Genomic DNA, 16,216 nt, shown 5'->3' on the forward strand with positions numbered 1-16,216 from the left:
TCGCAACGCTCCAAACGTTGCTTTCAGACCGGCCAGATGCGATTTCATGTCCCAAATACCGAGGTGAATAATCCAGGTGAATCGGTTGACTGACTATAATCGCGACTCTTCAAGTAAGCGAAACAGGTAAGCTATCAAAATTTGAGTGCTGGATGTGAGGGGGTGCGGAGGGCAGAAATGGCTTGCTGCGCATGTCCGGGCGTAAGGCGTGAACGCCTTACGCCTGAATCAAGCCCCCTCGTCGGTGTTAGCGGCAAAGCCGCTTACACCGAAGGCAAGCTTTAAGACCGCGCCTTTTGCGGGCTTAAAGTTGCCTGTCCGCTCTACTTCGGTCGCCAGCCAATTTCTGACCGCAGCCCACCCGTGCGTTTATGCTTACCACGGGCACTCAACTTTTTTCATGAGTTTCCCGAATCCTGTGCTACCATAAAGACAAACTGATCCGGCAAGCGACTCCTCGCGAGAGACCGATCGAGTGAGGAGTGATAGGAATGAATGATCTTTTTGACAAGGCGCCTGTTCGCAAGGCGTATATGCAGTTAGCACTGCCAGTGGTGCTCGGGATGGTTGCCAGCATGGTCTACAACCTCGCGGACACCTTTTTTGTGGCCAAAACAGGCAACGCGAATCTGGTGGCCGGCATCGCGATCGGCGCCCCGCTGTTTTCGTTTATGCTGGCGGTAGGGGACATCTTTGGGCTCGGTGGGTCGGCTGTCATCTCGCGGTTGATGGGCCAGCAAAATCACCGCACCGCCGCGGAATTGTCCGCGTTTTGTTTTTACGCGGCGATTGCCTTCAGCGTGGTCCTGACAGCGGTGATGCTTGTGTTTGAGCGGCCCCTTTTGCATCTGATGGGGGCGACCAGCGCCACGTATCCTTATGCGGCCGATTTTTACCGAATGCTGGCGCTTGGGGCGGTGTTCATCATCGTGTCGCTGGTGCCGGGGAATATCATTCGCACGGAGGGGCTGGCGAAACAGTCGATGATCGCGACGCTGGCGGGCACGGCGCTGACGATCGTGCTGGATCCGATCTTTCTGTTCGGCTTGCATTGGGGCGCGATGGGCGTCGGGTTCGCCAATGTGCTGGGCTATGTCGTCAACACGTCCCTGCTGGTGTGGTTCATGCACAGCAAGGCCCGCGTCCTGACGCTGAATGTGCGGCAGGTGCATGCCACTCGCAGCGCGCTGTGGGCCGTTGTCAGCATTGGCATCCCCGCGTCGCTGACCAATTTCATGCAGAGTTTTGGGATGATGCTGCTCAACAATTATCTCGCGCGGTTTGGCGCCGATGCGGTGGCCGCGATGGGCATTGCCCAGAAGATCTACATGGTGGTGATGCTGATCATGGTCGGCTTTGCCTTTGGCGCGCAGCCGCTGATCGGGTATTGTTATGGCGCGAAAAATTGGTCCCGGCTGCGGGCTGTGTTGCGCTTCGATTTTGAAGTGGAGGTCGGCTATGCGCTGGTAGCCGGCGCGGTCATCATGCTGTTGGCAAAGCCATTGGTCGCCGCCTTCATGAGCGCGCCAGAAATCGTGACGATGGGCACGTTGATGTTGCGTGCGCTACTTTTGACCACGCCATTGATCGGCGCGATCTTGGTGTTCACCACCGTGTTCCAGTCGACGGGCAAGCCGCTGCCGGCGCTGCTCATGGCGATCTCGCGGCAAGGCGTACTGTTTGCGGCAGCGCTGATCGCACTGGCCGCCGCGTTTGGCTTCACGGGCGTTGTATGGGCGCAACCGGTCGCCGATGCGTTGACGTTTGCGCTGGGCCTGGTGCTGTACCGGCGCAGTTTTGACTTGGCCGCGCTTGAAAAAGATGGGCGCGCGGCCTGAGTTGTGGGATGATGGGCACAAAAAGGAGGGGTCTGCATGGAACTGCGCTTACTACGGTATTTTCTGACGATCGCCGAAGAGGGCACGATCTCCCAGGCGGCCTTGGTGCTACACATCACCCAACCGACGCTGAGTCGCCAGTTGCGGCTACTTGAGGAGGAGTTAGACGCCGCGTTATTTGAGCGTAGCGGCAACCACCTCGTTTTGACCGACGCCGGCCTATTTTTACAAGACCGGGCGCGGGAGATCTTGGCGCTAACGGATGACACGGCGCATGATTTTGCCCAGCGGCGCCAGGAGTTGTTCGCTGGGAAGATCAATATCGGCTGCGTCGAGGCGGATAATTCGGACACCCTGGCGATGCTGCTGGAGGAGATGATCGCGGATTATCCGGCGGTGTCGTTTGAGGTGTTCACGGGCACCAGCGATATCATTCAGGACCGGCTGGACAAGGGGCTGGAGGACCTGGCCATCCTGCTTGAGCCGGTCGCAACGGAGAAATACCACACGCTGCGCTTGCCGCGCCTGGAGCGATGGGGCCTCGCCACGGCGGCTGCGAGCTTTTTAGCGCAAAAAACGGCGATCACGGCCAGCGACTTGATCGGCATTCCGCTCATGATGCCGGGGCGCGCCAGTGTGCAAAAATTGCTGGGCGACTGGCTCGAGGGTGATGTCGGCACCCTCAATGTGATCGGCAATCACAATTTGATCTTCAACGCGCTGCCGCTGATTGAAAATCAAACGGCGTCGGCCCTGACGATCGAAGGGGCGCTGGGCCGCTATCAAAGCGATGCGATACGCTTTATCCCACTGACGCCGGCGCTGGCCACGCATTGTGTGCTGGTCTGGCGGCAGGGGCGCGTGCTGACCCCGGTCGCACAGGAATTGTTGCGCCGGTTCCAAGAGGCGTTCGGCGGTCATGCCTCAAAAGCATAATGGGTGTTCAGAATAAGCATTGGTGTTCGAGTGAAGCGCTCGGTAACATGGTTCTCGTAAAGAGAGAACTAGGTTGCCGGGCGCTGTTTTGATTCAGACTGTGCCGTCTCAGCCCGGCTCGGCGGAACCTGACTTGACCAGGGTGCGGAGCCCAACTAGGGTGTGGAGACCCGTGGGATGGCCTGGCCAACCTAATAGCGGGTCCTCTCCTATGTAACGGATCTGATCTTCAGGAGGCAACCAATGGCAGATATTATCGTCTTTTCACTGACCAGCCCGAATTGGCGCGATGGGGTGGTCCAAGAAACAACCGTGGGCAACACGGCGCTGGTCGCGGCCAAGCTTTCGGCGACGTTGGCCGCGCCTGTGCAGTGGCTCACGGCCGCTGACCCGTATCCGGCTGCCTATGAAGCGTTGGTGGCGCGGGCCAAGCAAGAGCTTGCCAGCGGAAACTGGCCCGCATTGGCCGAGCCGGTGCCGCAACTCACCGGCCGGCATGTTTTCCTCGGCTTTCCGATTTGGAACGGGGATGTCCCGCCGCTGGTGCAGCAATGGCTGAGCCAAACAGCGATGCAAGGTGTCACGGTCAGTCCATTTGTCACGCATGAAGGCAGCGGGCTCGGCAACAGTATGGCGACGCTGCACCGTCTTTTGCCGGCCAATCAGGTGACGCGCGGCTTGGCCATTCGCGGCGGGCGCGCGGACAAATCAGACACGGCGCTGGCCAACTGGCTGGCGTGCACGAAATGTGAAATGGAGGAAACGAAATGACAGAACAAAACAATGAAGCCGTGAAAAATGGTGTGATCTTCCCACGCGGGCCAGAAAATGCTGACTACGCCCAATTTTTCACTGGGACGAGTTACTTGCAGTCGCTGGTGGCGGATCCGGCGGTCAATGTCGGGGTCGGCGTGGTGACGTTTGCGCCGGGCACGCGGAACAATTGGCATATCCATCATGATGGGTATCAGATTCTGCTGGTGACTGGCGGCGAGGGTTGGTACCAGGAGGCCGGACAGCCGGCGCGCAAGCTGCATGCCGGCGATGTGGTGGTCACCCATGATGGCGTGAAGCACTGGCACGGCGCGACGAAGGACAGCTGGTTTGCGCACATTGCGATCACCGCGGGGACGCCGGAGTGGCTCGAGCCGGTGAGCGACGCGCAGTATGACGCGCTGGAAACGGAGGCAGACTAATGGCAAAACAGACAGCCGGCCGCGATCAATTGGGCGAACTGGCCCCGCAATTTGCGGCTTTGAATGATGATGTGTTGTTCGGCGAGGTCTGGGCGAAAACAGATGAACTCTCCGCCCGCGACCGGAGCTTGATCACCTGTGCGAGTTTGATGAGCCAGGGGCTGTTTCCACAGCTCGAGGCCCACCTGCGCATCGGTAAGACGAATGGTCTGACGGAAAAAGAAATGGTGGCGATGATCACCCACTTGGCGTTTTATGCTGGCTGGCCGAAAGCCTGGTCCGCATTTTCGCTGGTGAAAAACGTCTATGAGGAGGAAGCAAAATGACGATGAAAAATAAAGTGGTCGTGATCACCGGGGCGTCCAGTGGCATCGGCGAAGCGACGGCAAAACGCCTCGCCAAAGACGGCGCCAAGGTCGTGCTTGGCGCGCGGCGTGAAGACAAACTCGCACGCATCACCCGCGAGATCGAGGCGGCAGGCGGCCAGGCAGTGTATCAGGTGTGCGATGTGACGGTGCTGGCGGACAACCAGGCGTTGGTGGCACTGGCGCAAGCGCGTTTCGGCGGGCTGGATGTGCTATTTTTAAATGCCGGCTTGATGCCGAACTCGCCGCTGTCCGCACTCAAAACAGATGAGTGGGCCGCGATGGTCGATGTGAATCTAAAAGGCGTGCTGAATGGCATCGCGGCGGCGTTGCCAATTTTCACCAGCCAGCGCCACGGCCAATTTATCGTGACGTCCAGCGTGGCTGGGCTCAAGGCCTATCCAGGCGGGGCGGTGTATGGCGCGACCAAGTTTGCCGTGAAGGATCTGATGGAAGTGCTGCGGATGGAATCGGCGCAGGAAGGCACCAACATCCGCACCGCGACGATCTATCCCGCGGCCGTGCGTAGCGAGCTCCTCACCACGATCACGGACAAGCAGGTGGCGGCGGGGATGGGCGAACTTTACGATCAGTACCAGATCGCCCCGGAGCGCGTGGCCAACGTCGTCGCGTTTGCCATCGACCAGCCGGCAGACACCAATGTCTCCGAATTCACGATCGGCCCAACCACCCAGCCGTGGTAAAGGCAATGGTATAATCAGGGTGTGGCGGACCGCGGGATGGTCGTGCATATAGGCTAGCCTAGTGCTTGGTGGCGGTCCTTGCCACCGAGTGCTTGAGTTACCTAGATGCTTCCACCATGCGAGCCGTAGCCTAACTATAGGGTGCGGAGCGGGGCGTATAGGTCTGAGCGGGTAGCTTGGCTCGGGTGCTTGAGGCGCACCTCGCCTCGAGTGCACGAGACAGCTAGACGTCTCAGGCCTGCCCCGCGTAGCCCGACTCTTATCGAAATTAATATCGGAGGTCTTTTCCCCATGAAAGTTGCCGTATTTAAACAACCGGGCCAAGTCGTGATCGAGGACCGCGACATGCCCGTGATCGAAAAATCGACGGATGCGATCATCAAGATCGTCCGCGCCAGTGTCTGCGGCTCGGACTTGTGGTGGTTCCGCGGCCTTGAGCAGCGCCCCGCCAATACCACCGTCGGCCACGAGGCAATCGGCATCGTCGAATCCGTCGGCAGCGATGTTCATCAGGTGGCGCCTGGCGATTTTGTCATCGCGCCATTCACCCACGGCTGCGGACATTGTGCCGCCTGCCGTGCCGGTTTCGATGGTAATTGCATGAACCGCGAGCCAGGCGCCAATCCCGGCTATCAAGGCGAGTACCTGCGCTTCACCAATGCCAACTGGGCGCTGGTGAAAATTCCGGGGCAGCCGGCCGATTACTCGGAGGAAATGCTGCAGTCCTTCGTCACGTTGGCGGATGTGATGGCGACCGGCTATCACGCGGCGGCCAGTGCTGAGGTCAAGCTCGGCGACACCGCAGTCGTGATGGGTGACGGAGCCGTTGGGTTGTGCGGGGTGATCGCCGCCAAGTTGCGCGGGGCAACGCGCATCATCGCGATGAGCCGCCACGAAGACCGCCAGAAGCTCGCCCGTGAATTTGGCGCAACGGATATCGTGGCCAGCCGAGGCGATGACGCTGTGGCCGAGGTGATGGCGTTGACCGATGGCGCCGGCGCGGATGCGGTGCTGGAATGTGTCGGCACCGAGCTCTCCGTCCAAACGGCGGTGCGCGTCGCCGGCGCCGGGGCCGTGGTGGGCCGCGTGGGCATTCCGCAAAAAGCGAAAATGAACACGAACGACCTGTTTTGGAAAAATGTCGGCCTGCGCGGTGGCATCGCCAATGTGACGACTTATGATCGCGAAGTATTGTTGCAGGCGGTCCTGGATCACAAGATCGAGCCGGGCAAGGTGTTCACCAAGCGGTTTGACCTGGATCAGATTCAGGAGGCCTATGAGGCGATGGACCAGCGCACCGCGATCAAGTCGTTGTTGGTCGTGGCAAAGTAGGCTGCGATCAACTGGTGCTTCTCACAATAGGCGTGCCAAATAGGCATCTGCAAAATCGGCAGTGGCGAAGGGTGACCGGTGTGCGCTGTACGTGGCGCGCGCCGGGCCCCTTTTTACCGAATGCTTTTTTGAAAAAAAGCTTACGCCGTCCGAATTTTTCTGGTATGGTGATCAACATGATGCCGGCGCCCAGTGCGCTGGCCGAATAGGATCGTCGCTGCGTATGGCTTTCGCGCAGCGACTCAACTCTGTAGCCCATTTTCGGGCTATTTTTTTTGCGCAAAAACAGGCGCATGGAAGGATGGCATTATATTTATGGAAATCACACAATCTCAGGCACTCCCAAAGGCGCGGGTCATTGTCGCGCATCCGGCGCTGGCGATGGTCGGCTTGATGATCGGTAGCTTCGTGGGGATGTTCTCAGAGACCTCGCTGAACATCGCGCTGGCCACGATCACCAGCGCGCTTGGCGTGACGGCCGGGGCGGCGCAGTGGCTGATCACCGGGTACATGCTCGTGATTGGCATCTTCATGCCACTATCGAGTCTTTTGACCAAATGGGCGACCACGAAAAAGATCGTCCTGGTCGCGCTTGGCGCCTTCATCGTGGGCGCGGTGATCGCCGCGACCAGCACCAGTTTTCCCGTGTTGCTGGTTGGCCGGATGATCCAGGGCATCGGCACAGGACTGGTCCTGCCACTGATGTTTTCCGTCGCGATGCAGATCGTCGCACCGCATAAATTGGGCACAGTGATGGGGCTGGCGGCGCTGGTCATCATGTTTGCCCCGGCGATCGCGCCGACCTTGACCGGGCTGTTGTTGGCCAAGGCCTCTTGGCACGCGATTTTCTGGGTGCTGGTGCCGTTTTTGGTCGTCGCGTTTGGCTTTGTCGCGCTGTATCTGGACAATGTGTACCAGCAGACGAAAACACCGATCGATTGGCTGTCCATTGCGGAAAGCACGGTCGGTTTTGCGGCGATCGTGCTCGGCGCCTCGATGGCCTCGGACAGCGGTTGGTTATCCGGCAAGGTTCTCGGCACGTTGGCGATCGGCCTGATCGTGTTGGCCGCGTATGCGCACCGCCAGCTTCATCTTGAGATGCCAATTCTCAATCTGCATGTTTTCAGCTCGGGGCGTTTCACCACTGGGACGGTGCTCGTGATGCTTGATTTCGGTCTGATCTTGAGCGCGATGTACCTGTTTCCGATGTATTTGCAGCGGGTGGTCGGCTTGCCGATCGCGATGACGGGGCTGGCGATGTTGCCAGGTGGCATCGTGAATGCGGTGGTCTCCGGCGTGGCCGGGCGGCTGTATGACAATTATGGGGCAAAATGGCCTGCACGCATTGGCTTTTTCATCGCGGCGCTCGGGGTGCTGGTGTTGCTGAGTAGCACCGGGTCGAGTCCGCTGTGGTACCTGATCTTGGGTCATGTGGTCTTGATGATCGGCGCGCCGCTTGCGATGTCGCCGGCACAAACATACGGGCTGAACAGCCTGCCGGGCCGCCTCAGTGCAGATGGCAGTGCCATTTTGAACACGCTCCAACAGATCATCGGCGCGCTGGCGACCGCGATCGCCACGAGCTTGTTGGCGAGCGGGATGGCCGGGCAGACTGGGTCGGCCGGGGTGAACGCCGGCATCCATGCTGGGTTCGTGTTTGTCCTGATCATCGCGGTGGCGGGCTTCCTGATGGCCTTTCGGGTCCAGGCGGCGCCGGCCGGTCAGCAGGAATAGTGGTGGGGAAAAACCAGCGGCGACGTTGGTTTTTTTTATACGGAAAAGCGGGTGGCGGCGCGCGCATCTGGTGATCGCTATCTGTGATTTTTAAAAATACAGGTTGACGTCCGTTTTGATGGTGTTACTATGTAAACAACAGGTTACGTTAAAAGTAACTTGATTGGGACATAAAAAGGAGATCATTGATCATGACAACATATGCGATCACAGGCGCGACGGGGCATTTTGGCCAGGCCGCGATCAAGCAACTCAAGGCTCTGGCACCAGCCGATGCGACGCTCATTGCGTTAGCCCGCAACACGGACAAGGCGGCGGCACTCGTGCCAGATGGCGTTGAAGTCCGTCAGGCGGATTACGAACAGCCAGTCACATTGACGGCGGCGCTCCAGGGTGTGGACAAATTACTGTTCGTTTCATCTCAGCCGGGTGGCCAGCTCGCCCGCGCCGCGCAACATCAAAACGTGGTGACTGCGGCGAAAGCGGCGGGCGTCGGCTACATTGCCTACACCAGTTTTCCGCATGCGGACACCTCGACCACGCCACTGGCCGCCGATCACCGTGCCACGGAAAAGATGATCGAAGACGCCGGCATCGCCCACAGCTTCCTACGCGACAACTGGTATCTGGAGAATGAAGTGGCGACATTGGCTGCCGGGGCGAATGGCCAACCATTTGTTTACTCGGCCGGCGCTGGCCAGGCGGGCTGGGCACTCGAGCGCGAATACGCAGAAGGCGCGGTGCGGGTCCTCCTGACTGAGACGCCTCAAGCCATCTATGAATTTTCCGGCGCGCCGCGGACTTACGCAGACCTCGCCGCAGCCATCGATGGCAACGTGCAGGTCGTGGCTGTCGATGATGCGGCGTATCAAGACGGATTGGAAAAATCTGGGCTGGATGCCGGCACCGCAGCGCTCGTTACCTCGTTTCAGACGCTGATCCGCGACGGCCAACTCGCCGGCACCACCGATGACCTGGCCACGGAGCTGGGCCATCCATTGACCCCGCTGGCCGACGCCATCAAGGCTGTTTTGGCTACGGCCTGACAGCGGCTTCGCAAAACGGTATACTGAACGCAACGGAAAGGGGCGCGATTCGAATGAAATATTCACATCGGCTGAGCGATGCGGTCCATCTGCTGGCCTATGTCGACATTTATCAAGATGGGGATCTGTCAAGCAACGCGATCGCCAGCAGTATCGAATCAAACCCAAGCCTCGTGCGGCGGCTTATGTCGCGGCTGGTCAAAGCCGGCCTGTTGACCAGCGCCCCGGGCAAGGTCGCCCCCAAACTCGCGCGGCCCGCAAGCGAGATCACGCTCCTCATGATCTATCGCGCCGCCGAGGACAATCAGCAATTGCTGCACATCGACGACAAGACGAACCCCCAATGCATCGTCGGTGGCAACATCCAGCAGACCCTGGATGGCGTGTACGATCAGATTCAAAAGCAAGCCGAACAGACCATGGCCGGAATCAGCTTGCAGGGTATCATCGATGAGATCCTGACGCGGGAAGCTGCGCGCGAAGCTACTTCGCGATAAGCGTCCGCCGAAGCCATATGAAAAGCCGTCGAGTTTTCGCAGTGCGCGCTCGACGGCTTTTTGATTCTTCTCAAATGACTCAATTATGTGTGCCCAGCTGCGCGGGTTTCGCCAGCGCGGCGACGTGCCACGGAATCATGTGGGTCGCGGTGGTCAGGACCCGCACCAGAAGCGGGGTGAGGATGATCGCGCCGATCATTTCGGGGATGCCGTTGGAGATCACGATGCCGACCAGGACTTTGATCAAGTTGCCGCTGGAGACGTTGTAGAAGGTTGCGACCTGGCCGGAATAGATCAGGCCCATTGCCCCGAGCACCAGCACGGTATTGGTGGCGGTGCCGATGATCGCGGCGCCGATGCTGGCCACGAGCTGGCGATGCGTCAGCTTGAACAGCGCCCAGAAGGTCCATGCGGCAAACAGCCCGATCAAGATCCGAGGCACCACGGAGACCAGCGGATTCGTGAAGGCGAGCGTATCCAGTGGGCTCGACGGCGCGGTGTACGCGCGAATCAGACTGAACAGGCCCCAGGTGAAGCCGATCACCATGCCTTCCCCTGGTCCAAACATGATCGCGCCAACGATCACCGTGATGTGAATGATCGTGACGGAAAGAAACCCAAGCGGGATGTACCCGAGCCATGGCACCATCGTCTGAACGGCGATCAGCGCGACAAACAATGCCTGAATCGCAAGACGGAAAGCTTTCGAATGATTCTTCATCTGGTTCACCTGCTCTTTCAAATTAATGACACACGTGTCATTTCAAGCTGAAGTATACGCTTTAATGACACCGGTGTCGTCATATTACTACAAAAAAATTTGATTATTTTGCTGAGGCGCGTTGTCGCTTTGCGCAAAAGAGCCAGGCCACTTTGAATTTTCGGGTGGAATGCGCGACGCGTACTTTTCGCACGTGCACAATGGCGTATACTGAGAGTAATCTGAAGAGCCGGAGGGAGAAAAATGGCAAAACATTTATATGAAACGTTCCAACCCACGCATTATGACCTTTACATTAATGTGGACCGTGCCAACAAACTGATCACGGGCAAAACGACGATCGCAGGGACCGCGCAGGAAGCGACCATCGCCGTCAACCAAAAGTTTCTGACCATCGAGTCCGTTGCGGCAAATGATGCGGCGGTGCCATTCACCGTTGATGACGCCAACGAACGCCTCGAGATCACCTTGCCGCAAGCAGGGGACGTGACCCTGACGATCGCCTACACCGCGCCGTTGACCGACACCATGATGGGAATCTACCCATCCTATTACACGCTCAATGGCGAAAAGCAGGAGCTGATCGGCACGCAGTTTGAATCCACGGCCGCGCGTCAGGCATTTCCTGGTGTGGACGAACCGGAAGCCAAGGCGACCTTTGACCTGGCCATCCAGTTCGACGAACAGCCGGGCGAGACGATCATCGCCAACATGCCGGAGACCAAGGTCGAAGATGGCGTGCATTATTTTGCCACGACGATGCGGATGTCGACCTACCTGATCGCGTTTGCGTTCGGCGACATGCAAAAGAAACTGACGCAGACCAAGTCCGGCGTCGAGATCGGCGTTTTTGCGACCAAGGCCCATCAACCAAAAGAGCTTGATTTTGCCCTGGACATCGCCAAGCACGCGATCGAATTTTACGAAGACTTCTACCAGACGCCTTATCCACTCCCGCATTCTTATCAGTTGGCCCTTCCAGACTTTTCGGCCGGCGCGATGGAAAATTGGGGGCTGGTGACCTATCGTGAGGCGTACCTGACGCTGGATCCGGATAACACCAGCTTGTCGATGAAGCAGCTGGTCGCAACGGTCATCACGCATGAGTTGGCCCATCAGTGGTTCGGCGACCTTGTCACGATGAAGTGGTGGGATGACCTGTGGCTCAACGAGTCGTTTGCCAACATGATGGAATATCTGTCGGTGGACGCGCTTGAGCCGGATTGGCACATCTGGGAATTGTTCCAGGAATCCGAGGCGTCCTCTGCGCTTCGCCGCGATGCGACTGATGGTGTTCAGTCGGTCCATGTTTCGGTCGAAGACCCGGCGGACATCGATTCCGTTTTCGACGGCGCGATCGTCTACGCCAAGGGCTCGCGGATGTTGGTGATGGTCCGCGCACTGCTTGGCGACGACAACCTGCGCAAGGGGCTCAAAGCCTACTTTGATGCGCACAAGTTTGGCAACGCGACCGGCGCAGATCTTTGGGCCGCGCTGGGCGATGCCAGTGGCCTGGATGTCGGCGCGATCATGAACTCCTGGCTCGAGCAGCCGGGGTACCCGCTGGTTTCCGCCAGTGTTGAAAATGGCGACTTGGTGATCAGCCAGCAGCAGTTCTTCATCGGCGAAGGCAAAGAGGTCGGCCGGCAGTGGCAGATTCCGCTGGAAAGCAACTATGCCGCCGCGCCGCAGCTCATGACGGAAAAGTCGCTGAATCTGGGCAACTACGAAGCTCTGCGCAACGAGGCCGGCCAAGCCTTCCGTCTGAATGTTGGCAACAACTCGCATTTCATCGTCAAATACGATGACACGCTGATGGCCGACATTTTGAAGGAAGCCGCCGACTTTGATCCGATCTCGCAGCTGCAATTGCTTCAGGACGCCCGCTTGCAGGCGGAAGCTGGGGTGATCTCCTATGCCGAGATCGTGCCGCTGCTCACACGTTTTGCCGGCAGTGCCCACAGCGTTGTCAACACGGCGCTCAACCAGGCGATCTCCGGCCTCGGCAAGTTCACCACGCCGGGCTCCGATGAGGAAAACCAGCTCAAGGCGCTTTACGCCAAGATCTTCGGCCAGCAGTATGCGCGGTTGGGCCTCGTGCCACAAAGCACAGACACCAACGACGATCAGCTTAGCCGTGAGACCGTGGTGGGGTCCGTGGTCTTTGCAGACGACGCGAAGGTGATCGAGGATGCCCATGCGCTGTATCTCGCCCATGCTGCCAACCTCGACGCGATGCCGGCGGATCCACGGCCGTATGTGCTGATCTCTGAGGCCAAGCACTTCGGCGATCAGGCGCTGTTGGACAGCTTCTTCGCCGCCTACCGCAAGACATCCGATCCAAGTGTGAAGAAATCCCTGATGGCCGCGGTGCCACGCTTGACCGATCCTGAATTGCTCAAGCAAGTCGTTGCGCATTTTGAAGACGCCGACACGATCAAGCCGCAAGATCTGCGCGCGTGGTTCCGCGGAGTCCTGAACAACCCGGCCGGCGAGCAGTTGGCTTGGGACTGGATCAGAAGCGAATGGGGCTGGCTGGAAAAAACAGTCGGTGGGGACATGGAATTCACCACCTACATCACGGTGATCTCCGGTATTTTCCGCACCCAAGAGCGGCTGGATGAATTCAGCGCCTTCTTTGACCCGAAGAAGGACGTGCCAGGACTTGGCCGCGAGATCACGATGGACACCAAGGTCATTGCGACCCGCGTGGCCCTCATCGCCAAGGAACAGGCTGCGGTCAACGCCGCGATCAAGGCTGCCTTGTAAACTTAATATTTTTCAAGAGCCGGGAGCGATGTCCTGGCTCTTTTTTTGTCCAATGAATCGGCAAAAAAAGGCGGCTATTTTGTTCGCAGCGTGCGGGTTGCAAAGACCCAGGAATATTTTTGGTTTCACCCCATAAACAGGACACAGGCTATTTTGGTCTTTAGCGCCGGAAAAACTGGTCGCACAATTTTTTTCCATAACGACGAACAAACGGGACAGGCGGCCGGCAGGTGGTTAAATGACTAAAACCGGGGAACGGGTGGCGTGGGCCGTGCGCCGCCGGGTTGACAGGTCGACACACCCCCGGTAAGATTGGGCTGGTCATTAATCGTAACTGTTACGATTAAATTAATAATGATGGAGGGACAAAAGATGAATCAGGCAACAAATAAAGGCAACGGCGGGCAAGGGTGTGCACGCAGGCGTGGGGCATGGGTGCTGGCCCTTGGCGTGATGATCGGGTTGGCGGGCTGCGGCCATGCACCGGCGAAGCAGACATCTTCGTCGAGCAGTCAGGCCAAAAGCGAAAAAGTGCAGCGAGTGATCGCCGGCACGCGCACCGTCGCTCAGTATGCGGCGGCACTGGACTTACCGCTGGTGGGCATCGACACGCAGGACGGGCAACCGGCGCGTTACGCCAAGACCCCGCGCATCGGCCAGCCGCGCAAGCCGGACATGGAAAAGATCGCCAGCCTCAAGCCGGATCTGTACATCACCGACAGCGGCATGATGGGGCTGCTGGACCAGGGCCTCAAGCAACAAGGCGTGCGCGGGTTGTATCTGAACAATGCAAGTTACCAGAACGTCACGGACAGCGTGATGCAGTTGGGCAAGTTGTTCAACAAGGAGACCCAGGCGCAGGCCGTGGTCAAAAAGGTGCAAAGTGAGACCGACACCGCGCTGAAAGGCGCTGGGGCGTTGAAAGGAAAGAAGGTCGCCGTTCTGTTTGGCGCCGGGCGCGGCTTCATGCTTGCAACGAATTATTCCTATTTGGGCGATCTCCTGACGCGGCTGGGGTTGACCAATGTCGCCGGCACGCTCAGCCAGGTGCCAAGCCCGTATGTGCCATTCAGCTTGGAAAAACTTGTGGCCGAAGATCCCGATTACATATTGACGCTTGCCCATGGCCGGGTCGATCAGGCCAAGGCGGCGTTCAAGGACGAACTGGCCAAGCCGCAGTGGCAACAGACCACCGCCGTCAAACGCGGCCATGTTTATCCGCTTGATGACAAAACATATCCAGTGACCGGCAATCTGCAGGTCGCAACCACCGTTCAAGCGCTGAAACACTTATTGTTGAAAGGCGCCAGCAAATGACGCCTCACCGCTCTTTTACACTGGTGCTTCTGATCGCCGTCGGACTGCTTCTGGCGGCGCTTCTTTGTGGGGCGATGCTCGGCAGTGTGACCATCGCCCCGCAGGCAGTTTGCCAGGCGATGATGGGGCGATACACACCGGATGCCCCGATTCTGTGGACGATCAGGTTTCCCCGGGTCGTCTTTTCGGCCTTGGCCGGCGTGGCGCTGGCGGTGTCTGGGTTATTGCTCCAATCTGTCTTGAAAAATCCGTTGGCGGATCCGGGCATCATGGGCATCAGTAGTGGGGCGGCGCTGGGCGCGGTCATCGTGCTGCTGGTGGTGCCGGTGGCCAGCGGGGTGCTGCCGCTGATCGCGTTTGGCGCAGGCATGGCGGCGTTTGGGGCGATCGTCGTGTTGTCCTGGGACCGCCAGTTGTCGCCGGTGCGCCTGATCTTGGCCGGGGTCGCGGTGAACGCGATGTTCGGCGGGGTCCAGGCGATCTTGATGACGCTGTACAGCGATCGGTTGCACGGGGTGATCGGCTGGCTGAATGGCGACCTGAGTGGCAAGTCCTGGGGCCAGGTCGGGTTGGTGGCCGCCTACACATTGCCCGTTTTGGCTGTGGTGTGGTGGCTGCGCCCACTTTTGACCTTATTAGTGCTGGATGATGAGGCGCTGGGCGATCTCGGGATTCCGGTGCGTCGGGTGCGGCTGGGCGTTGCGAGTTTGGCCGTGCTCTTGGCGGCCTCGGTGGTCGCACAGGCCGGGCTGATCAGTTTCGTTGGGCTGATCGTCCCGCATTTTTCCCGGCTACTGGTCGGCAGCAATTACCGCCGGCTGTTGCCGCTGACCATGGTAGCCGGTGCGCTGGTGGTCACCGCGGCGGATACCGTTGCGCGGCTAGTGGCGGCGCCCATCGAGATTCCGATCGGGACGGTGATGGCCATCGTCGGCGGCCCCGTTTTCCTGGGGATGCTGGGCCGGCGGAAGGGCGCGGTGCATGACAGTGTTTGACTTGGCAAATGTTGCGTATCGGTATCCCGGGGCGGCGGACTTGGCGCTGCGGCCGGTTGACTTATCTATCAAGGCCGGCCAGTTTTGGGCGCTGTGCGGGCCGAATGGGTCGGGAAAAAGCACCCTGCTGCGCTGTTTGACGGCGCAACTCACACCAGTTAGTGGCACCGTCTCTTTTGCGGGAAAACCGCTGGTCAGCTGGTCCGCGCAGGCGCGCGCCCAACAGCTTGCGGTGGTGCGGCAAAATAATCAGGCAAAGCCGGCTTTGACAGTGCGCGAAGTAGTCGCCCTGGGCCGCACGCCGTATCGCCACTTTTGGCAGGCAATCACTTTGGCAGATCGGGAAGCGGTGGATGCGGCGCTTCGCCAGTGTGATCTGGTGGCGCTGGCAGACCGGCCCTTTTTGGCGCTTTCCGGTGGCCAGCAACAACGTGTCTGGCTCGCCTTGGCGCTGGCGCAGACCCCATCTGTCATTATTTTGGATGAGCCGACCACGTTTTTGGATATTCATTATCAGCTCGACTTATTGAAACGGCTGAAGGCGTTGACGCAACGCGGGGTGACGGTGATCGCGGTGTTGCATGATCTGAATCAGGTCTTGCAGTTTGCCGATACCGTGGCGCTCCTGGCAGCGGGCACACTGATGGCGACTGGGACGCCTGAGGAAGTGCTAAATGCCAAGCGCGTCGGGCAACTCTTTCAAGTCGAGGCCAACCGGGTCCAAGATCCTGCGGGGCAGTCGGCGTTGATCTTTCATTAAAGGAGA

General features: G+C 59.1%; 15 protein-coding genes. 14 read left to right on the forward strand and 1 reads right to left on the reverse strand.

Features of this window, described 5'->3' with window-relative positions; genetic code table 11:
• Window positions 1-491: 491 nt before the first annotated feature.
• The 10 genes from JUE67_RS09905 (at window position 492) to JUE67_RS09950 (ending at window position 9,648) form a co-directional block, all read left to right on the forward strand.
• Window positions 492-1,838 carry an MATE family efflux transporter gene (locus JUE67_RS09905; RefSeq protein ID WP_203628176.1) on the forward strand — a complete coding sequence of 449 codons (1,347 nt, stop codon included), beginning with the start codon at window positions 492-494 and terminating at the stop codon, window positions 1,836-1,838.
• Between the two features lie 36 nt (window positions 1,839-1,874).
• The gene (locus JUE67_RS09910; protein ID WP_203628177.1) at window positions 1,875-2,774 is read left to right on the forward strand and encodes a LysR family transcriptional regulator; all 900 of its coding nucleotides are present in this window, start codon (window positions 1,875-1,877) and stop codon (window positions 2,772-2,774) included.
• 243 nt (window positions 2,775-3,017) lie between these two features.
• Window positions 3,018-3,545: a flavodoxin gene (locus JUE67_RS09915; RefSeq protein WP_203628178.1), complete on the forward strand. Its 528-nt coding sequence runs from the start codon at window positions 3,018-3,020 to the stop codon at window positions 3,543-3,545.
• On the forward strand, window positions 3,542-3,970 hold the full coding sequence (locus JUE67_RS09920; protein ID WP_203628179.1) for a cupin domain-containing protein: 429 nt from the start codon (window positions 3,542-3,544) through the stop codon (window positions 3,968-3,970). The genes JUE67_RS09915 and JUE67_RS09920 overlap by 4 nt, the downstream gene beginning before the upstream one ends.
• Window positions 3,970-4,296, forward strand: coding sequence for a carboxymuconolactone decarboxylase family protein (locus tag JUE67_RS09925; protein ID WP_203628180.1), 327 nt, complete (start codon window positions 3,970-3,972; stop codon window positions 4,294-4,296). The genes JUE67_RS09920 and JUE67_RS09925 overlap by 1 nt, the downstream gene beginning before the upstream one ends.
• Window positions 4,293-5,039, forward strand: a complete 747-nt coding sequence (locus tag JUE67_RS09930; RefSeq protein ID WP_203628181.1) for an SDR family oxidoreductase — start codon at window positions 4,293-4,295, stop codon at window positions 5,037-5,039. The genes JUE67_RS09925 and JUE67_RS09930 overlap by 4 nt, the downstream gene beginning before the upstream one ends.
• A gap of 291 nt (window positions 5,040-5,330) precedes the next feature.
• Complete coding sequence (locus JUE67_RS09935; RefSeq protein ID WP_203628182.1) at window positions 5,331-6,371, forward strand: zinc-binding dehydrogenase; 1,041 nt, start codon at window positions 5,331-5,333, stop codon at window positions 6,369-6,371.
• A 315-nt stretch (window positions 6,372-6,686) separates the two neighbouring features.
• Window positions 6,687-8,105: a DHA2 family efflux MFS transporter permease subunit gene (locus tag JUE67_RS09940; RefSeq protein ID WP_203637143.1), complete on the forward strand. Its 1,419-nt coding sequence runs from the start codon at window positions 6,687-6,689 to the stop codon at window positions 8,103-8,105.
• Window positions 8,106-8,296: 191 nt separating this feature from the next.
• On the forward strand, window positions 8,297-9,151 hold the full coding sequence (locus JUE67_RS09945; protein ID WP_203628183.1) for an NAD(P)H-binding protein: 855 nt from the start codon (window positions 8,297-8,299) through the stop codon (window positions 9,149-9,151).
• Between the two features lie 53 nt (window positions 9,152-9,204).
• Window positions 9,205-9,648 (forward strand): Rrf2 family transcriptional regulator, encoded by a 444-nt coding sequence (locus JUE67_RS09950; RefSeq protein WP_203628184.1) that lies wholly within the window; start codon window positions 9,205-9,207, stop codon window positions 9,646-9,648.
• Between the two features lie 79 nt (window positions 9,649-9,727).
• On the opposite strand, the gene JUE67_RS09955 is transcribed toward JUE67_RS09950, so the two are convergent.
• The gene (locus JUE67_RS09955; protein WP_203628185.1) at window positions 9,728-10,369 is read right to left on the reverse strand and encodes an ECF transporter S component; all 642 of its coding nucleotides are present in this window, start codon (window positions 10,367-10,369) and stop codon (window positions 9,728-9,730) included.
• A gap of 243 nt (window positions 10,370-10,612) precedes the next feature.
• On the opposite strand from JUE67_RS09955, the gene JUE67_RS09960 reads away from it, so the two are divergent.
• From JUE67_RS09960 to JUE67_RS09975, 4 genes are all read left to right on the forward strand, one after another.
• Window positions 10,613-13,138, forward strand: coding sequence for a M1 family metallopeptidase (locus tag JUE67_RS09960; protein WP_203628186.1), 2,526 nt, complete (start codon window positions 10,613-10,615; stop codon window positions 13,136-13,138).
• Between the two features lie 372 nt (window positions 13,139-13,510).
• Complete coding sequence (locus JUE67_RS09965) at window positions 13,511-14,455, forward strand: helical backbone metal receptor (protein ID WP_203628187.1); 945 nt, start codon at window positions 13,511-13,513, stop codon at window positions 14,453-14,455.
• A 23-nt stretch (window positions 14,456-14,478) separates the two neighbouring features.
• On the forward strand, window positions 14,479-15,450 hold the full coding sequence (locus JUE67_RS09970; RefSeq protein WP_203637144.1) for a FecCD family ABC transporter permease: 972 nt from the start codon (window positions 14,479-14,481) through the stop codon (window positions 15,448-15,450).
• Window positions 15,437-16,210: an ABC transporter ATP-binding protein gene (locus JUE67_RS09975; RefSeq protein ID WP_203628189.1), complete on the forward strand. Its 774-nt coding sequence runs from the start codon at window positions 15,437-15,439 to the stop codon at window positions 16,208-16,210. The genes JUE67_RS09970 and JUE67_RS09975 overlap by 14 nt, the downstream gene beginning before the upstream one ends.
• The last annotated feature ends 6 nt before the right edge of the window (window positions 16,211-16,216 follow it).

Source organism: Lacticaseibacillus mingshuiensis (assembly GCF_016861785.1).
Lineage (GTDB): Bacteria > Bacillota > Bacilli > Lactobacillales > Lactobacillaceae > Lacticaseibacillus > Lacticaseibacillus mingshuiensis.

Coding starts and splice junctions, on each gene's coding strand:
- JUE67_RS09905 (WP_203628176.1), top strand. CDS start 492: ATGAATGATCTTTTTGACAAGGCGCCTGTTCGCAAGGCGTATATGCAG.
- JUE67_RS09910 (WP_203628177.1), top strand. CDS start 1,875: ATGGAACTGCGCTTACTACGGTATTTTCTGACGATCGCCGAAGAGGGC.
- JUE67_RS09915 (WP_203628178.1), top strand. CDS start 3,018: ATGGCAGATATTATCGTCTTTTCACTGACCAGCCCGAATTGGCGCGAT.
- JUE67_RS09920 (WP_203628179.1), top strand. CDS start 3,542: ATGACAGAACAAAACAATGAAGCCGTGAAAAATGGTGTGATCTTCCCA.
- JUE67_RS09925 (WP_203628180.1), top strand. CDS start 3,970: ATGGCAAAACAGACAGCCGGCCGCGATCAATTGGGCGAACTGGCCCCG.
- JUE67_RS09930 (WP_203628181.1), top strand. CDS start 4,293: ATGACGATGAAAAATAAAGTGGTCGTGATCACCGGGGCGTCCAGTGGC.
- JUE67_RS09935 (WP_203628182.1), top strand. CDS start 5,331: ATGAAAGTTGCCGTATTTAAACAACCGGGCCAAGTCGTGATCGAGGAC.
- JUE67_RS09940 (WP_203637143.1), top strand. CDS start 6,687: ATGGAAATCACACAATCTCAGGCACTCCCAAAGGCGCGGGTCATTGTC.
- JUE67_RS09945 (WP_203628183.1), top strand. CDS start 8,297: ATGACAACATATGCGATCACAGGCGCGACGGGGCATTTTGGCCAGGCC.
- JUE67_RS09950 (WP_203628184.1), top strand. CDS start 9,205: ATGAAATATTCACATCGGCTGAGCGATGCGGTCCATCTGCTGGCCTAT.
- JUE67_RS09955 (WP_203628185.1), bottom strand. CDS start 10,369: ATGAAGAATCATTCGAAAGCTTTCCGTCTTGCGATTCAGGCATTGTTT.
- JUE67_RS09960 (WP_203628186.1), top strand. CDS start 10,613: ATGGCAAAACATTTATATGAAACGTTCCAACCCACGCATTATGACCTT.
- JUE67_RS09965 (WP_203628187.1), top strand. CDS start 13,511: ATGAATCAGGCAACAAATAAAGGCAACGGCGGGCAAGGGTGTGCACGC.
- JUE67_RS09975 (WP_203628189.1), top strand. CDS start 15,437: ATGACAGTGTTTGACTTGGCAAATGTTGCGTATCGGTATCCCGGGGCG.